Annotated in this window: 16 protein-coding genes; 8 read left to right on the forward strand and 8 right to left on the reverse strand. The window is 69.9% G+C overall.

Annotation, left to right across the window (positions count from 1 at the left end):
• Window positions 1-10 precede the first annotated feature (10 nt).
• From ACWFRJ_RS15275 to ACWFRJ_RS15290, 4 genes are read left to right on the forward strand one after another with little or no spacing between them, the layout of a single operon-like run.
• Window positions 11-1,162, forward strand: coding sequence for an FAD-dependent oxidoreductase (locus tag ACWFRJ_RS15275; protein WP_453529489.1), 1,152 nt, complete (start codon window positions 11-13; stop codon window positions 1,160-1,162).
• Window positions 1,159-2,184, forward strand: coding sequence for an amidohydrolase family protein (locus ACWFRJ_RS15280; RefSeq protein WP_453529492.1), 1,026 nt, complete (start codon window positions 1,159-1,161; stop codon window positions 2,182-2,184). Before ACWFRJ_RS15275 ends, ACWFRJ_RS15280 begins: the two co-directional genes overlap by 4 nt.
• Before the next feature lie 13 nt (window positions 2,185-2,197).
• Window positions 2,198-3,130, forward strand: coding sequence for a VOC family protein (locus tag ACWFRJ_RS15285; protein ID WP_453529495.1), 933 nt, complete (start codon window positions 2,198-2,200; stop codon window positions 3,128-3,130).
• Window positions 3,131-3,141: 11 nt separating this feature from the next.
• Window positions 3,142-4,140, forward strand: a complete 999-nt coding sequence (locus tag ACWFRJ_RS15290) for a fumarylacetoacetate hydrolase family protein (RefSeq protein ID WP_453529498.1) — start codon at window positions 3,142-3,144, stop codon at window positions 4,138-4,140.
• On the opposite strand, the gene ACWFRJ_RS15295 is transcribed toward ACWFRJ_RS15290, so the two are convergent.
• From ACWFRJ_RS15295 to ACWFRJ_RS15310, 4 genes are all read right to left on the reverse strand, one after another.
• Complete coding sequence (locus ACWFRJ_RS15295) at window positions 4,124-5,314, reverse strand: spore photoproduct lyase family protein (protein WP_453529500.1); 1,191 nt, start codon at window positions 5,312-5,314, stop codon at window positions 4,124-4,126. The genes ACWFRJ_RS15290 and ACWFRJ_RS15295 overlap by 17 nt on opposite strands.
• A gap of 53 nt (window positions 5,315-5,367) precedes the next feature.
• Window positions 5,368-6,912: a cryptochrome/photolyase family protein gene (locus ACWFRJ_RS15300; RefSeq protein ID WP_453529503.1), complete on the reverse strand. Its 1,545-nt coding sequence runs from the start codon at window positions 6,910-6,912 to the stop codon at window positions 5,368-5,370.
• Between the two features lie 159 nt (window positions 6,913-7,071).
• Complete coding sequence (locus ACWFRJ_RS15305; RefSeq protein ID WP_453529506.1) at window positions 7,072-7,203, reverse strand: HVA1 family protein; 132 nt, start codon at window positions 7,201-7,203, stop codon at window positions 7,072-7,074.
• A gap of 25 nt (window positions 7,204-7,228) precedes the next feature.
• The gene (locus tag ACWFRJ_RS15310) at window positions 7,229-7,696 is read right to left on the reverse strand and encodes a MarR family winged helix-turn-helix transcriptional regulator (RefSeq protein WP_453529509.1); all 468 of its coding nucleotides are present in this window, start codon (window positions 7,694-7,696) and stop codon (window positions 7,229-7,231) included.
• Between the two features lie 103 nt (window positions 7,697-7,799).
• On the opposite strand from ACWFRJ_RS15310, the gene ACWFRJ_RS15315 reads away from it, so the two are divergent.
• Both ACWFRJ_RS15315 and ACWFRJ_RS15320 read left to right on the forward strand, forming a co-directional pair.
• On the forward strand, window positions 7,800-9,014 hold the full coding sequence (locus tag ACWFRJ_RS15315; RefSeq protein ID WP_453529512.1) for an amidohydrolase family protein: 1,215 nt from the start codon (window positions 7,800-7,802) through the stop codon (window positions 9,012-9,014).
• A gap of 201 nt (window positions 9,015-9,215) precedes the next feature.
• Complete coding sequence (locus tag ACWFRJ_RS15320; RefSeq protein ID WP_453529515.1) at window positions 9,216-9,329, forward strand: DUF397 domain-containing protein; 114 nt, start codon at window positions 9,216-9,218, stop codon at window positions 9,327-9,329.
• A gap of 79 nt (window positions 9,330-9,408) precedes the next feature.
• Here the strand turns inward: ACWFRJ_RS15320 and ACWFRJ_RS15325 are convergent, their stop codons facing one another.
• The gene (locus ACWFRJ_RS15325) at window positions 9,409-10,800 is read right to left on the reverse strand and encodes a GntP family permease (protein ID WP_453529518.1); all 1,392 of its coding nucleotides are present in this window, start codon (window positions 10,798-10,800) and stop codon (window positions 9,409-9,411) included.
• A 232-nt stretch (window positions 10,801-11,032) separates the two neighbouring features.
• Between ACWFRJ_RS15325 and ACWFRJ_RS15330 the strand changes: the two genes are divergently transcribed.
• The gene (locus ACWFRJ_RS15330; RefSeq protein ID WP_453529521.1) at window positions 11,033-12,823 is read left to right on the forward strand and encodes an ATP-binding protein; all 1,791 of its coding nucleotides are present in this window, start codon (window positions 11,033-11,035) and stop codon (window positions 12,821-12,823) included.
• 3 nt (window positions 12,824-12,826) lie between these two features.
• On the forward strand, window positions 12,827-13,528 hold the full coding sequence (locus ACWFRJ_RS15335; protein ID WP_453529524.1) for a response regulator: 702 nt from the start codon (window positions 12,827-12,829) through the stop codon (window positions 13,526-13,528).
• Between the two features lie 46 nt (window positions 13,529-13,574).
• On the opposite strand, the gene ACWFRJ_RS15340 is transcribed toward ACWFRJ_RS15335, so the two are convergent.
• From ACWFRJ_RS15340 to cysC, 3 genes are read right to left on the reverse strand one after another with little or no spacing between them, the layout of a single operon-like run.
• Window positions 13,575-14,906, reverse strand: a complete 1,332-nt coding sequence (locus tag ACWFRJ_RS15340) for a sulfate adenylyltransferase subunit 1 (RefSeq protein WP_453529717.1) — start codon at window positions 14,904-14,906, stop codon at window positions 13,575-13,577.
• Window positions 14,907-14,935: 29 nt separating this feature from the next.
• Complete coding sequence (gene cysD, locus ACWFRJ_RS15345) at window positions 14,936-15,874, reverse strand: sulfate adenylyltransferase subunit CysD (protein WP_453529720.1); 939 nt, start codon at window positions 15,872-15,874, stop codon at window positions 14,936-14,938.
• A gap of 20 nt (window positions 15,875-15,894) precedes the next feature.
• On the reverse strand, window positions 15,895-16,476 hold the full coding sequence (gene cysC / locus ACWFRJ_RS15350) for an adenylyl-sulfate kinase (RefSeq protein ID WP_453529723.1): 582 nt from the start codon (window positions 16,474-16,476) through the stop codon (window positions 15,895-15,897).
• Window positions 16,477-16,485 lie beyond the last annotated feature (9 nt).

Below are 16,485 nucleotides of genomic sequence, written 5' to 3' on the forward strand. Positions count from 1 at the left end.
GTTACTCCCCATGAGCACACCCACCCGATCGGTTCTCGTCATAGGCGGCGGCGCGGCCGGCAACGCGGCCACGATCCTGCTGCGCCGGGCGGACATCGCCGTGGACCTGATCGAGGCCAAGGACGACTGGAACGCCACCGCGGGCTCGGGCATCACCTTGCAGGGCAACGCGCTGCGCGTCCTGCGTGAGCTCGGCGTGTGGGAGCAAGTGCAGGCATCCGGCCACGGCTTCGGAACGGTCGGCATCACCGCGCCCGACGGCACCGTCCTGCACGTCGCCGAGGACGTCCGAACCGGCGGCGACGACCTCCCCGCCACCGTCGGCATTCAGCGCCCGCAGCTCCAGCAGATCCTCATCGACGCCGTCCGTAAGTCGGGGGCCACCGTGCGCCTGGGCGTCCGGGCCACGTCCCTGGACCAAGACCAAGACCAGGACCGGGACCAGGACGGCGTGACGGTGGACTTCACCGACGGCACGACCGGGCGCTACGACCTGGTGATCGCCGCCGACGGTGTCAGTTCCGCCACCCGCGCCGCGATCGGCATCACCGCCGAGCCGGAACCCACCGGCATGGCCATCTGGCGCATCGCCGCCCCCCGCCCCGAAGGCGTCGTTCGCACGGACCTGACCTACGGTGGTCCGGCCTACATCGCCGGTTACTGCCCGACCGGCGAGTCCACGCTCTACGCGTACGTCGCCGAGGCCAACCGGGATCGCGCGTCGATCCCGCCGGAGTCGTACGCCGACGAGATGCGCTCCCTCGCGCGGCACTACGGCGGCTTCTGGCCGGAGATCGCCCCGCACATCACCGACCCGGCGAAGGTCAACTACACCTGGTTCGACCAGATGCTGGTGGAGGGCTCCTGGCATCGGGGGCGGGTGGTGCTGGCCGGTGACTCCGCCCACTGCTGCCCGCCCACCCTCGCGCAGGGCGCGGCGCTCTCCCTGGAGGACGCGCTCGTCCTCACCGAACTCCTCATCGGCGCCGACGAGTGGGACGACGCCTTGTTCCAGGCGTACTACGAGCGGCGCATCCAGCGGGTACGTCCCGTCGTGGAGGCATCCGTACAGATCGGCCGGTGGCAGCTTGACGGGGTGCGCGACGCCGACGTGCCCGGCCTGATGGGCCGCACCATGGCCTTGCTCAAGGAGCGCCCGTGAGTCACCCGACAGTTCCCACCGTCGACGTGCACGCGCACGTCCTGCTGTCCGAGGTGGACGCACTCGTGGCCGGCCTGCCCGGCCACGCGGAGGCCAAGGCGCTGGACGCCCGCCGCAACGGCCGAGCCGCCCTCGCCGTCAGCGGCCCCATGGTGCGCGAGCGCATTCCCCGGCTCACGGACGTCTCCGTACGCCTGGCCGCGATGGACGCCCAGGGTGTGGACGTACAACTGGTCAGCCCGTCCCCTTCGCATTACCACTACTGGGCCGACGCGGAGACGGCCGAGAAGGTGTACCGGCTGGCCAACGAGGCGACGGCGGCGCACTGTTCGGCCGCCCCCGCCCGCCTCAAGGGCCTCGGTCTCGCGCCGCTCCAGCATCCTGAGCAGGCGCCTCAAGCCCTCGAACACGCTCTGGAACAGGGCCTCTTGGGCATAGAGATATCGAGCCACGCCCCGGGAAGCGAACCGCGCGAACCGCGCGAACTGTCCGACCCGGCCTACGAGCCGCTCTGGACCCGCGCCGAGGAGACGGGCGCGCTCATCTTCCTGCACCCCTTCGGCTGCACGCTCGACGACCGCCTCGACCAGTGGTACCTGTCCAACACCGTCGGGCAGCCCACCGAGAACGCCGTCGCGCTCTCCCACCTCATCTTCTCCGGCGTCCTCGACCGGCATCCGGGCCTGCGGCTGATAGCCGCGCACGGAGGCGGATATCTGCCCACGCACATCGGGCGCTCCGACCACGCCTGGTCGACCCGGACCGACGCGGGCGCGTCCTGCGCCCACCCGCCGAGCAGCTATCTCAAGCGCCTCTACTTCGACTCGCTGGTCCACGACCCCTACGTGCTGCGCGAGTTGGTGCGGGCGGCCGGTGCGGACCGGGTGCTCCTCGGCTCGGACTTCCCCTTCGACATGGGCAGCGAGGATCCGGTCGGTGCGCTGCGGGCCGCGCGGCTGACCGACGCCGACCTCGACGCCGTACGCGGCCGCAACGCGGCCTCCCTCCTGCAACTTCAGTGAACGGACTGACACCATGCGCCTGCTCACCCACCTCAGGCACGTAGACCTGGCCGTCCCCGACTACGACAAGCAGCTCGACTTCTACTCCGGCGTCTGGGGCCTGACCAAGGTCGCCGAGGACTCCGGCATCTCCTTCCTGGCCGCGGAGGGCTCACCCGAGCAGTACGTCGTGCGCCTGCGGAAGGCGGACGAGAAGCGCCTCGACCTCGTCTCGTACGGCGCGGCATCCCGGGCGGACGTCGACACGCTGGCCGAGGAACTCCTCGCGGACGACGTGCAGCTGATCACGCAGCCGGGCCGGGTCGACACCCCCGGGGGCGGCTACGGCTTCCGCTTCTTCGATGTCGACGGCCGCACCATCGAGGTCTCCACGGACGTCGAGGTCCGGCAGCACCGCAAGATCGAGGAGAAGGAGGCGATCCCGGTCAAGCTGTCGCACGTGGTCCTCAACTCCCCTGACCTGAACCGGACTCGGGAATGGTACGAACGCCACCTCGGCTTCGCCCTGTCAGACACGCTGAGCTCGCCCCACATGGGTGAGGTCATGCACTTCATGCGGATCAGCAACCGGCACCACTCCATGGCCATCGCCCAGGGCCCGCACACCGCCCTGCACCACGTCTCCTTCGAGATGCGCGGTCTGGACGAGTACATGCGCGGCTCGGGCCGTGTCATGCGCGCCGGATTCCAGAAGATCTGGGGTCCTGGCCGACACATGGCGGGCGACAACACGTTCACGTACTTCCTGGACCCGCACGGCAACACCGTCGAGTACACGACGGAGTTGGAGGAGCTGGACGAGGACACCTGGCACCCGCACGTCTACGACTTCTCCCGGCCCGAGGTCACCGACCAGTGGGGCACCGCCAACCCCATGAACGAACTCGTCGCCAAGGAGTCGTTCAACGACCCCGACCGAGGCGTGTTCATCGCCCCGCCGGTCTGAGAGGCGACCTCATGCGTTTCGCCGCCTACGAACACCAGCACCGCACGGGAGTCGCCGTAATCGATGAGACCGGCGCCCTCTACCCCGTGCCCGGTGCGGACTCGCTCACGCTGACCGAGCTGATCGACGCCACAGGCGACCTGCCGGCCCTGCTCAATGCGGGCGCCACCGCGTTGAGCAGACGACGACCGGGACCACACCACTCCCAAGTACGGCTACTGCCCCCGCTCCAACCGACATCCATAAGGGACTTCGTCACGTTCGAGGAGCACGTCGAGGGAGTACGCCGCTCCGTGGACGGCGTGAGCGGCGTTCCCGAGCGGTGGTACGCGGCACCGACGTTCTACTTCGCCAACCCCCACGCGGTCTTCGGCCCGCACGACGACATCCCGATGCCCCCGGGCTCGACGGTCCTCGACTACGAACTCGAGGTCGCGGCGGTCATCGGCCGCGAGGGCCGCGACCTCACCCCGTCCCGGGCCCGCGACCACATCATCGGCTACACCGTCTTCAACGACTGGTCCGCACGCGATCTCCAGTCCGCCGAGATGAAGGTCGGCCTCGGCCCCTGCAAGGGCAAGGACACCGCCACCACACTCGGCCCGTACCTCGTCACCGCCGACGAACTGGAGTCGTACCGCGACGCCGACGGCTTCCTGCGCCTGGCCCTGACCGCAGAGGTCAACGGCCGGGTGATCGGTGAGGATCTCCTCTCCAACATGAGCTGGACCTTCGAGGAGATGACCGCGTACGCCTCACGCGGCACGGTCGTCCGCCCCGGCGACATCCTCGGCTCCGGCACGTGCGGCAACGGCGGCTGCCTGGCGGAACTATGGGGCGTACGAGGCGAGCAGACGCCACCCCCACTGAAGCCCGGGGACACGGTCACCCTCACGGTGGAGGGAATCGGCACGCTGACCAACACGGTGGTCCCCGGCGCTGCCCCACTCCCCCTGCCTCCGGCCCGCCGTCGCGGTCGGGAGCGTCCTCTCCTCAAAAGGCGTACCTGACGCGCAGCCACGGTGTGTGCGTCGCAAGGAGCTGCTGGATTCGTGTCAGGGCTTGCTGCTTGATCTCCAGGGAGTAGCGAACGTTGACGGCCCCGTTCTGAGAGCGCTTGGTCTCCTGTGCGGTCGGCTGCCACAGCACGTCCTCGGCGCGGGGGTGCCAGCCCAGGTTGACCTCGTGGAGCTGCTCGTTGTGGGTCAGCATGATGACCTCGGCCGCCGCCTGTTCCTTCACGCGGGCGGGCAGGACGTCGTCGAGGTGGGTGAGCAGGTCGGCCCAGTCGCGCTGCCACCCGGGGCGCAGTACGACGGGCGAGAGGTTGAAGTGGACCTCGTATCCGGCGTCGAGGAAGTCCGGGGCCGCGGCGATGCGCTCGTCGATCGGGCTGGTGCGGATGTCGAGGAGGCGGGCGTCGTCGGGCGGCATGAGGGAGAAGCGCACGCGCGTACGCCCCTGCGGGTCGAGTGCGAGCAGGTCGGGGTTGACGAACTTGGTCGCGAAGGAGGCTTTGGCGGTCTCAAGGCCGCGGAACGCGGCGACGAGGTCTGCAGTGTTGTCGCAGACCAGGGCGTCGACGGAGCAGTCACCGTTCTCGCCGATGTCGTAGACCCAAGCCTGTGGATCGCACTGGTTGGGTTCCGGCTTGGGGCCCTGGGCACGCACGTGACGCCGTACATGGGCCACGATCGCCTCGATGTTGGTGAACAGCGTGATGGGGTTGGCGAAGCCCTTGCGGCGGGGGACGTAGCAGTAGGCGCAGGCCATCGCGCAGCCGTTGGAGGGGCCGGGCGCGATCCAGTCGGCCGATCTGCCGTTGGGGCGCGTCGCGAGCGTGTGCTTGACCCCGAGGACGAGCGTCTCGGTCTTGATGCGGACCCACCGGCCGATGTTGCCGTCGTTGCCGTGCAGGGCGGGGATGTTCCAGTGGCTGGCGACCTCGGTCACGCGGGCGTCCGGCAGCCGGGCCATGATCTGCTGGCCGCGCGGCGAGTCGAGGGCCGCCGGTTCCGCGTAGACCTCGCGTACGTCGAGCATCCGGCGTGCCTGCGGGCTGTCCCGGAACGGCCCGTGCGCGGCCTTGGCCGGTGCGGCGGCGTCCGACCACCCGAAGAGCGCTTGCTGCTCGGGCTCTCCGGAGGCGGACTCTCCCGCTGACTGGCCCGCCGGCTGACCCACGTGCTGTTCCTCTCCGCCTGTCCGCTTCTCTTCCGCGCCAAGGGTCTCAGTCCTCAGTCCCGGCGGTCGCGCTCCTGCTCGAGGAGCTCATCGAGATCGCGGAGGCGGTCGAGCCCCCGTACCGCCTGAGACATCCGCGCGTTGCGTTCGAACCGGTCGCGGTGCCGGTGCAGAAGGTTCCAGTACCCGGCGGTGAAGGGGCAGGCGTCCTCGCCGACCCGTACGGACGGCTTGTACCGGCAGGGGCCGCAGAGGTCGCTCATGCGGTCGATGTACGCGCCTCCGGACGTGTAGGGCTTGGTGGTCATGCGGCCCCCGTCCGCGTACTGCGACATGCCCACCACGTTCGGCACCATGACCCAGTCGTAGCCGTCGACGAAGCTGCGGTGGAACCAGTCGGTGACGGCCCGGGGCTCCCACCCCCGCTGCAGCGCAAAACTGCCCAGGATCATCAGGCGGGGAATGTGGTGCGTCCAGCCCGTCTCCTTGACCTGCCGCACGGCGTGGGTCAGGCAGTTCGCGTCGGTCCCGTCCGGGGACAGTTCCGTGAACCAGTCGGGCAGTGGCGCGTGATGGCGCAGGGTGTTGCTCTCGCGGTAGCGCGTGCCGAAGTACCAGTAGACGTGCCAGACATACTCGCGCCAGCCTGCGATCTGTCGTACGAAACCTTCGGCGCTGTTGAGCGGCACGTCGCCGGACCGCCACTGCGCCTCGGCCCGTTCGACGCATTCGGCGGGGTCCAGGAGGCCGAGGTTGAGCGACGAGGAGAGCAGGCTGTGGCTCATCGTCACGTCCTCGGCGAGAATCGCGTCCTCGTACGCGCCGAACGTGGCGAGCCGGTGTTCGACGAAGCGGCGGAGCGCGGCGAGTGCCTCGCGGCGGGTGGCGGGGAACCAGCGTGGCCCGTCCTCACCGACGAACTCGACGTCACCGTCGCGCTCCCAGCGGTCGAGATCGGCCCGCACCTCGGCGTCGATGTCGCTCTCCCGGGGGTGATAGGGCGCGGGAACACCCAGGTCGGCGGCGCCTTTGGGCGGGGGCTGCCGGTTGTCGTGGTCGAGGTTCCAACGGCCGCCCGCAGGCCGGTCGCCCTCCATCAGCAGGTCGTGCGACTGGCGGACCCAGCGGTAGAAGTCCTCCTGCCGGAGGTGCTTCGTGCCACGGCCGTCAGCCCAGGTCTTGAACTCGTCGTGCGTCACGAGGAATCCGCGGGCGGGCAGCACCCGTACGGAGGGCAGCGCGCGCACGAAGTTGCTGGCCGCGTGGGACGTCGGGTGGTGCACGGTCACCGTGGTGTCCCCCACTGCCTCGCGCAGGCCCTGGCGGTAGGTGTCCGCCTTGACGTACCGCACGCGGTCACCGAGCTCGGCGGCCCGGTGGCGCATCGCCGAGAGGATCAGGTGGGCCTTGGCACGGTGGAACCGCCGCCGCCGGAAGACGCTGCGGGCCTCGATCATGAGGAGCGGCGCGTCCCGGTGCGGGCCGCCCCGGGCCGGGTCGATGAAGTGGGGACCGAGCTGGTCGCCGAAGAGCCAGTGCCAGTGGGGAGTACCGGACTCCCCCGCCTCCTCTGCCTCCTCCGCCTTGTCCGCAGTCATGCCGAGCGCTCCATTGCCGATCTGTTGCCTGGCGGCCGGACGCGATCCGCGACACGACGCTTCCCTCACCTCACAGATCAAAGCGCACGACGACGAAGGCGGTACGCGACACACGCCGGACGCGCGTCGCTCACGTAACCGGTCACTCACCCCACCGGGTCATGGCCCTGCGGTTCGTCCCGCCACATCGGCGCGTTCCGTGACCTTCTTCTTCACCTTGCCCGGAACGGTCTGCCCATGGCTGCTCCAGAAGACCTGGTCACCCTTGTCGAGCTTCATTCCCTTGGCCATGATCCGGTGTGGGGGCGCTGCTCGTTCAGTCGCGGCTTGTGGCCTGTTTCCTGGACCAGGCGGTGGCGTCAGCTCCGTATCGGGCCAAGAGGCGTGCGAACTGGATCCGCTCCTCCGGTGACCAGGCGGCGGTGATCTCCTCGAACGCTTCGCGCTGTTCAGTGGCGAAGCGGTTGCGTTCGGCCTCGCCGTGCTCGGTGAGTTCGAGCACGGTGCGGCGTCCGTCGGACTGGGACACCGCCCGGCGCAGCAGCCCTTCCTCTATGCAGGCGGCGACGGTCCGGCTGGCCACCGGCTGGGCGACGCCCATCTCGGCGGCGAGACCACCGACGGTCGTCTCGCCCGGCGCATCGGCGATCACATTGAGTACGAGGTTGCGGGACAGGTCCTTGTTCGATGCCGGTGCGCGTCGTCGGAGACGGGACAGTGCCGGGCCGATCTGGTCCAGTGCCAGCTCGTCGGAAGACTGCTCGGAGAAAGACGCGCTGCTCATGTGGCTGAGTCTAGGCCCGGTCCGCACATTTGCATACCACTAGACAAGTACATAGCATTAGGTATGTAAATCTTGGACGAACGAGGAAACGAGGCGGACTGCCATGGCGCTCACCGCGATCACCAACGCGCAGATCTTCGACGGGGAGAAGGCGGTCGGCGTGCAGACCGTGGTCATCGACGGCGGGAGGATCGCCCGCATCGGTGGCGACGCCCCTCGGGACAGCGAGATCGTCGACGGCAGCGGCACCACCCTGCTGCCGGGACTCGTCGACGCCCATGTGCACTCCGCTCCGGGTTCCCTGGCGCTCGCCCTACGGTTCGGGGTGACGACCGAACTGGAGATGCAGGGGATGAACACACGGGAGAACCGTGGACCCATCACCGACGACGACACCCTGGCTGACGTGCGCTCTTCCGGCTTCGCCATCACACCGCCCGGTGGTCACCCGAGCGAACTGATGCCCGAAGGCTTCCGGCCGAAGTGGGACCTCCCCCCGGTGATGCCCCTGATGCCGTTCTCCACCACGCCCGAGGAAGCGGCCGCCTTCGTGCCCCAGCTCCTCGCCCGGGGCTCCGACTTCATCAAGTTCATGATCGACGACGGCAGCGTGGAGGGACACCCCGGACTGCCCGCGCTCGACCAGGCCACCGTTAACGCCGGGGTCGCCGAAGCCAAGAAGTACGGCGCCCTTACCGTGGCCCACGCGCTGACCGTGGAGGCCACCAGGATGGCCGCCGAAGCCGGCATCGACGGCCTCACCCACGTCTTCATGGACCAGCCGCACACCGCCGAGATCATCAGTGTGATCAAGGACGCGGGCATGTTCGTCATCCCCTGCATCACTCTCAACGCCTCGATGATGGGGATCACCGGCAGCGAACTCGCCGACGACCCCCGGGTCGCCGCACGCCTCGACAGCGACTGGGACAGGACCCTGCGCTCCAGCTACAACCGCTACCCGCAGGGCAAACTCCACGACGTGTACGACACCGTGCGCGCGCTGGACGCCGCCGGCGTCGACGTGCTGGCCGGCACCGACGTCTCGATGCCGGAGACGTTCTTCGGGGGCCTGGCACACGGGGCGAGCCTCCACCACGAACTGCAGTACCTGGTAGCGGCCGGCCTCACCCCCGCACGGGCCCTGCGCGCGGCCACGGCGACCACGGCCCGCCGCTTCCACCTCAGCGACCGCGGGCGCATCGCCGAGGGACTCCGCGCCGACCTTCTGATGGTCGACGGCGACCCGACGAGCAACATCGGCGACACCCTCAACACCCGTGCCATCTGGCGCCGCGGCACCCGCCTGGCGGCATGACCGAAGTACTTGCCCCTGCTGGCAAGTCAGCTCGCCTAAGAACGCGCCTCCGCCGGACCGGCGCCCGGGCAGGTGGGCGGCCGAGCGGTGATGCTGATTCCGCACCGCGAGCCGGGCGTGGACGTCAGCGTGCCAAGACGCGCGCACAGGTCTGGCCCCAGAGGATTCCCTGAGCCTGTTGAAGCGGATGCGAGGAGCGCTATGAGCACGTCGTCCGAACTGGCCTGGTTCAAGAGCAGTTACAGCGGCTCGCAGGGCGACAGTTGTGTCGGGGTGGCGATGTCCGGGGCGGTCTCGTACGCGGCGCGAGACTGACGCCGTCGGCTCATGCTCAAGTGCCCTGCCCGGACACGTAAATCCCGGGCAGGGCATCGCCGTTCAGGTTGGCTCGGCGTCAGGCAACCGTCGACAGCAGCAGTGCCATCAGGAGTCCGCAGACGCTCACGATGGTCTGGATGGCCGTGTGTGACTTCGTGGCCTGGCCCAGTGTCATTCCGAAGGACTCCTTCACCAGCCAGAAGCCCGCGTGGTTCACGTAGTTGAGGCCGATCGAACCGGCGCCGATGGCCACCACGAGCAGCGAGGTGTGCAGGCTGCTGCCGCCCTGGGCGAGAGGGGCGAGGATGCCTGTCGCGGCGACGATGCCGACCGTGGCGGAGCCCGTGGAGAAGGACAGGAGCAGCGCCATCAGCCAGCCGAGCACGATCACGTTGATGTGCATGCCGGATGCCGCGGACTCCACGGCCTGGCCGATCCCTGAGTCCTCCAGGACCTGGTTGAACGCCCCGCCGCCCGCGATGATCAGCAGGATGCCCGCGACGGCCTTCAGGCTGTCCGCGAGCGAGGAGCGGATCGAGTCCGGGGACAGGCCGCTGCGGTATCCAAGGGCGAACAGTGCGAAGAGGAAGCCGATGAGCATGGCGATCACCGGCTCACCGGTGAAGGTCAGGACGTGCCGTACCTGGCTGGACTCGTCGTACGCGAGTTCCGCGATGGTGCGCAGGAGCATCAGGGCCACGGGGACCAGTACGGCGGCCAGGGCCCAGCCCGTGCGGACCTTGTTCTCGCTCTGCTCTCGGGGCTCCTCGCCGGTGCCGGTCCCTGTGAACTTGGCTATCAGCTCCGGGTCGGGGCGTACGTCCAGGCGCGGGGCTATCCATCGGCCGTACACCGGGCCCGCGACGATGATCGTGGGGATCGCGCAGATCAGGCCCACGGCGATGGTCATGCCGAGGTTCGCGTGCAGGCCCTCCACCGCGACCAGCGGTCCTGGGTGCGGGGCCACCATGCCGTGCAGGGTGGACAGGGCGCCGATCGCGGGCGCCGCCAGGTACACGTACGGGGATCCGTTGATCTTGTGCGTACGTTCCAGGCGCTGAGCCACGCTGAAGATCAGCGGGAGCAGGACGATGAGGCCGATCTCGAAGAACATCGGGATGCCGATGACGAAGGCCGCGCCCGTCACGTACCAGGGCAGTGAGCGGGCGCTCGCCCGGTCGACGATCAGGCGGGCGATCCTGTCCGTGGCACCCGACGCCGAGAGCAGCCGTCCCAGCATCGCGCCGAACGCGAGCGTCACACCGACGTCGCCGAGGATGCCGCCCGCACCCGACTCCAGGGACTCGGCGATCTTCTCGACCGGCTGCCCCGCCGCCAGAGCGACCCCGACCGAGACGGTCATCAGGGCGATGAAGGGGTGGAACCGGAGCCGGGAGTTGATCAGCGTGATCAGCGCGGCGATGGCTGCCGCCAGAATGATCAACAGCGTCCACGTGTGGCCCGTCACAGTCGGCCTCCCGAGCGGCCGTCAGGGCCCGTGGACAGGCCCGTACACGGGCGTGATGCGGTGAGTGCCGTCGTCATTGAAGAAACTCCTGGTATGCGGCTCGTTGTGTCCCGGCGGGAACGTATCGGCCGCTCGCCCGGCGCCTCCAGGTTGTGCTCGTAACCCGTGAAACCCCTGTTCTGAGCGTTCTGCGCATTCTGTGCACGGTCCGGGGCGGGGTTACCTTCGGTTGGTGCGAATCGTCGAACCGCCGGGGCGAGAACGACCCCGGCTGCCGCCCCGGCTACGGCTGCGGCTGCGGACCCAGGTGCTGCTCCTGCAGTGCGCGGTGGTCGCGGTCACCCTCGCCGCCGCTTTCGCCGCCTTCGCGTACTCCAATGAGCACCGGCTCGACCGGGAGTACCAGCTGCGTGCGCTCGCGGTGGCCAGGACCATCGCCTCCGAGCCGTCCGTCCGGCGCGCCACCGCCGAGTTCTCCGCGGCCAACGACCACCCCGGCAGCGGGGCGGCACACACCGCGCGTGCGACGCTCGCGAAGGGCACGGCGCAGACCGTGGCAGAGGCCGCGCGGGTCAGGACCGGGTCACTGTTCGTCGTCGTCACGGACGACCGGGGCATCAGGCTCGCCCACCCGGAACACTCACAGCTGGGCAGGAAGGTGAGCACCGACCCGTCCGGCGCGCTCGCCGGAAACGAAGTCCTCGCGCGGCACCGCGCCCACCTCGGTGAAGAGGTCGTCGCCAAAGTTCCCGTGTACGCACCCGGCTCGACCACCGAGGTCGTCGGCGAGGCGAACGCGGGGCTCGCCGTGTCCGCCGTACAGGCCCAGTTCCTGCGCGTGCTGCTCGGTGGCCTCGGCTGGCTCGTGGTCGCCCTGCTGCTCGGCGTCGCCGCGTCGGCGCTGCTCGCCAGGCGGTGGAAGCGTCTGACGCTCGGGCTCGAACCGGAGGAACTGGCCGGGCTTGTGCAGGAACAGGAGGCGGTCCTGCACGGCATCGGCGAAGGCGTCCTCGCTCTGGACACGGAGGGCAAGGTCACCGTCGTCAATGACGAGGCGCGTCGGCTGCTGCTCGTGCCCGACGCCGCCTCCGGCCAAGGCCTCGGGGAACTGGGTCTTACACCCCGGGTGGCCGAAGCGTTGCGCAGCCCCGCCGAAGGTCCTGTCATGACGGCCGTCGGCGAGCGGGTCCTGGTGATCTCGTCCCGCAAGGTGCGTCGGGACGGGCGCGATCTCGGCACGCTTCTGACCGTCAAGGACCGTACCGATGTGGAGTCGTTGACGCGCCAGCTCGACGCGGTGCAGGCCATGAGCTCGGCGCTGCGCGCGCAGCGCCACGAGTTCGCCAACCGGCTGCACGTCGTCTCGGCGCTCGCCCACGGCGGGCATCTCACCGAGACCGCCGAGTACATCGACACGATCCTCGGTACGGGGCGGCTCGGCGAAGCGCTGCCCGGCATCGACACGGTCCGTGACTCCTACCTGCGCGCCTTCCTCTCGGCGAAGGCCGCACAGGCGCGGGAGAGCGGCGTGACCCTGGTCATCGGGAGCGCCACCTGGGTCGACGGCACCCTCGACGCGCCCGTCGACGTCACCACCGTGTTCGGGAATCTCGTGGACAACGCGATCGATGCCGCCAAGGACGGGCAGCGGGCCGCCAAGTTCGTCGAAGTGGAACTCATGACGGAGGAGGCCACCTTGCTCATCACCGTCGCCGACACCGGTGACGGTGTCCCGGTCGACCCGGTCGATCCGGTCGACCTGATCGACACGGTTGCCCATGAGGACTACGTCTTCCGCGAAGGCGTGTCCACGAAGAACCACGCCTCGGTCGTCGGCGGACGTGGCGTCGGCCTCGCCCTGGCCCGCCAGATCGCCCGCACGAGGGGTGGCGACGTGTACATCGCGGAACCCGGTGGGCCCCCGCCCACACCCGAACTCCCTGAAGAGGCACACCCCGAACAGGTCTCCGGCGGCGCGGTGTTCGTGGCCCGGCTCCCCGGGGCCATGGAGGCAGGACGATGAACGATGACTGACCGCACGGCCACCGAACGAGAGCCCCTCTCCGTCCTCGTGGTCGACGACGACTTCCGCGTCGCCGGTATCCACGCCTCGCTGGTCGAAGAGGTGCCGGGCTTCAGGGTGGCCGGTACCACTCACACCGCGACGGCGGCGCTGGAGGCCGTCGACGCCTTCACGGCCGCCGGCGCGACCGTCGATCTGGCCCTGGTCGACATCTACTTGCCCGACGGTTCCGGCATCGACCTGCTGCGCCGCCTGGACTGTGACGCCTTCGTCCTCAGCGCGGCGGCCGAGGGGCCCGTGGTGCGGCGTGCCCTTTCGGCGGGCGCACTGGCGTATCTGATCAAACCGTTCCCGCCGGAGCTGCTCGCCGAGAAGCTGCGGGGCTACGCCCGGTTCCGGCAGCTGACGGATGCGGAGTCCGTGGACCAGAGCACCGTCGAGAGCACGTACCGCGCACTGCGCGAGACCGTCGGCCGCCGCCCCGACCGTCGGCCCACCACCCGTACCGTGACGGCCGACGCGGTGCTGACCGCCGTACGGAACTCTCCTACGTCGCTGTCCGCGGGGCAGGTCGGCGAACTGATCGGCGTCTCACGCGCCACCGCCCAGCGCTACCTCGCCTCGCTCGTCACCTCGGGCCTCCTGCGGATGAGCCTGCGGTACGGGACCACGGGGCGGCCCGAGCAGGAGTACCGGATGCAGTGACGGCCTGCCCGTGCCCCGAGCAGGGCACGGGCAGCTCGGCTCGTCCTCAGTCGGTGGAGAGGTCCTCCTCCCCCGCCATCCCCGCCGCCAGCGTGGTGCCGTCCGCCGGGTCGATCAGGAGGAACGAGCCCGTGCGGCGCGAGTCGGCGTACGCGTCGAGCGCGATCGGGTCCGCGGTGCGCAGCACCACCCGGCCGATGTCGTTGGCCGACAGGGAACCCGGCTCGGGGCTGCTGCTGAGGTCCGCCAGGGTCAGCCGGGACGGGATGTCCTTGACGATCGCCTTCACGGTGCGGGTGGTGTGCTTCAGGAGTACCCGCTGCCCCACCGTGAGCGGCCGGTCGGCGAGGTGGCAGACGGTCGCGTCGACGTCCTGGGTGACCGCGGGCGCGCAGGCGCTCGGTGCGATCAGGTCGCCGCGCGAGATGTCGATGTCGTCGGCGAGCAGCAAGGTCACCGACTGCGGGGCGCGGGCGCTCGCGGCCGGCTCGCCGAGGACGTCGATGCCGGTGATGGTGCTGGTCCGCCCGGCGGGCAGCACCGTTACCTGCTCGCCGACCCGAAGGACCCCGGACGCGATCTGGCCCGCGTATCCGCGGTAGTCGCGGTGTTCGGCGCTCTGCGGGCGCACGACGTACTGCACCGGGAAACGGGCGGGCGCCTCGGTGTCACGGCCGCCCACCGCGACCGTCTCCAGGTGTTCGAGGACGGTGGTGCCCGCGTACCAGTCCATGTTCGCGGACGCGTCCACCACGTTGTCGCCGAGCAGCGCGGATACCGGGACGGCCGTCACGTCGTGGATACCGAGCGACGCCGCGTACGCGGTGAACTCGTCGGCGATGGCGGCGAACGCCCGCTCCTCGAAGCCGACCAGGTCCATCTTGTTGACGGCGAGCACCACCTGCGGGACGCGCAGCAGGGCGGCGACCGCGGCGTGCCTGCGGGTCTGCTCGACGATGCCGTTGCGCGCGTCGACCAGGATGACCGCCAGTTCGGCGGTGGAGGCGCCGGTGACCATGTTCCGGGTGTACTGCACGTGGCCGGGGGTGTCGGCGAGGATGAAGCGGCGCCGCGCGGTGGCGAAGTAGCGGTACGCGACGTCGATGGTGATGCCCTGCTCGCGTTCCGCGCGCAGGCCGTCGGTGAGCAGCGCGAGGTCCGGTGTCTCCTGGCCGCGCCGGAGCGAGGCCGCCTCCACGGCCTCCAGCTGGTCGGTGAAGACCGACTTGGAGTCGTGGAGCAACCGGCCCACCAGGGTGGACTTGCCGTCGTCGACCGATCCGGCGGTGGCGAGGCGCAGGGTGTCGACGGCGGGTGCGACCCCGGCCGGTGGCGTCGGCACGGCGTCGGTGCCAGTGGCGGTGGCGGTGGTGGTCACTGCCGCCGTCCTCAGGTCGATCGTGGTCATCAGAAGTACCCCTCGCGCTTACGGTCTTCCATGGCGGCCTCGGACATCTTGTCGTCGGCGCGGGTGGCGCCTCGCTCGGTGAGCCGGGACGCGGCGATCTCGGTGATGACGGCGTCCAGCGTCGTGGCGTCGGAGTCGACGGCTCCGGTGCAGGACATGTCGCCGACCGTGCGGTAGCGGACCTGCCGCCGCTCGACCTTCTCGCCCTCCCTCGGGCCGCCCCAGTCGCCCGCTGTCAGCCACATGCCGGAGCGCTGGAAGACGTCCCGCTCGTGCGCGAAGTAGATCTGCGGGAGTTCGATGTTCTCGCGGGCGATGTACTGCCAGACGTCCAGCTCGGTCCAGTTGCTGAGAGGGAACACGCGGACGTGTTCGCCCGGCGCGTGACGGCCGTTGTAGAGCTGCCACAGCTCGGGGCGCTGGCGGCGCGGGTCCCACTGCGAGAACTCGTCGCGAAGGGAGAAGACGCGCTCCTTCGCGCGTGCCTTCTCCTCGTCGCGGCGCCCGCCGCCGAACACCGCGTCGAAACGGTGCTCCTGTATCGCCTCGGTCAGCGGCACCGTCTGGAGCGGATTGCGTGTCCCGTCCGGGCGTTCGCGCAGCTTGCCCGCGTCGATGTACTCCTGCACGGACGCCACGTGCAGGCGAAGACCGGACCGCAGGACCGCTCGGTCACGGTAGTCGAGCACCTCGGGGAAGTTGTGCCCCGTGTCGACGTGCAGCAGGCAGAACGGCACCGCGGCGGGGGCGAACGCCTTGCGCGCGAGGTGCAGCATGACGATGGAGTCCTTGCCGCCGGAGAACAGGATCACCGGCCGCTCGAACTCCCCCGCCACCTCACGGAAGATGTGCACCGCCTCGGACTCCAGGTCGTCGAGGTGGGTCAGCGGGGCGGGGGGTGCGGTCGTCGGAGTCGTCGTCGTCAGAGTCGTCGTCATCTCGCTCGTCAGGGTGGTCATCACACCAGCCCCCTGTCCGACAGGAGTGCCCAGACCGCGTCCGCCGAATCGCGTTCGCTCCTGCGGTCGGTGTCCAGGCGCAGTTCGGGGCGTACGGGGATCTCGTACGGGTCGTCGACGCCGGTCAGTCCCGTCAGCTCGCCGGACGCCTGCCTGGCGTAGAGGCCCTTCACGTCGCGGGCGCCGCACACCTCGACCGGGGTGGCGACATGCACCTCCAGATAGGCGGCATCGCGGGCGGCGTGGCGGGCGCGGACGGCGGCGCGGCTGTCGGCGTACGGCGCGATCACCGGGACCAGGGCGATCACCCCGTTGGCGGCGAGCACCTCTGCCACCAGGCCGATCCGCCGCACGTTGGTGTCCCGGTCGGCGCGTGAGAAGCCGAGGTCCGCCGAGAGGAAGCGGCGGATCTCGTCGCCGTCGAGGACCTCGACGCGGCGGCCCGCGGCGCGGAGCCGGTCGGCGAGCAGTCCCGCGATGGTGCTCTTGCCCGCACTCGGCAGGCCGGTCAGCCAGACCGTGGCACCGCAGGTGCAGTGGCAGGGAGCTGGGCCTTGAGGTGGGGGCGGGGGTGGGAGCAGGGGGGCGAG

The organism is Streptomyces sp. NPDC055239 (assembly GCF_053606205.1).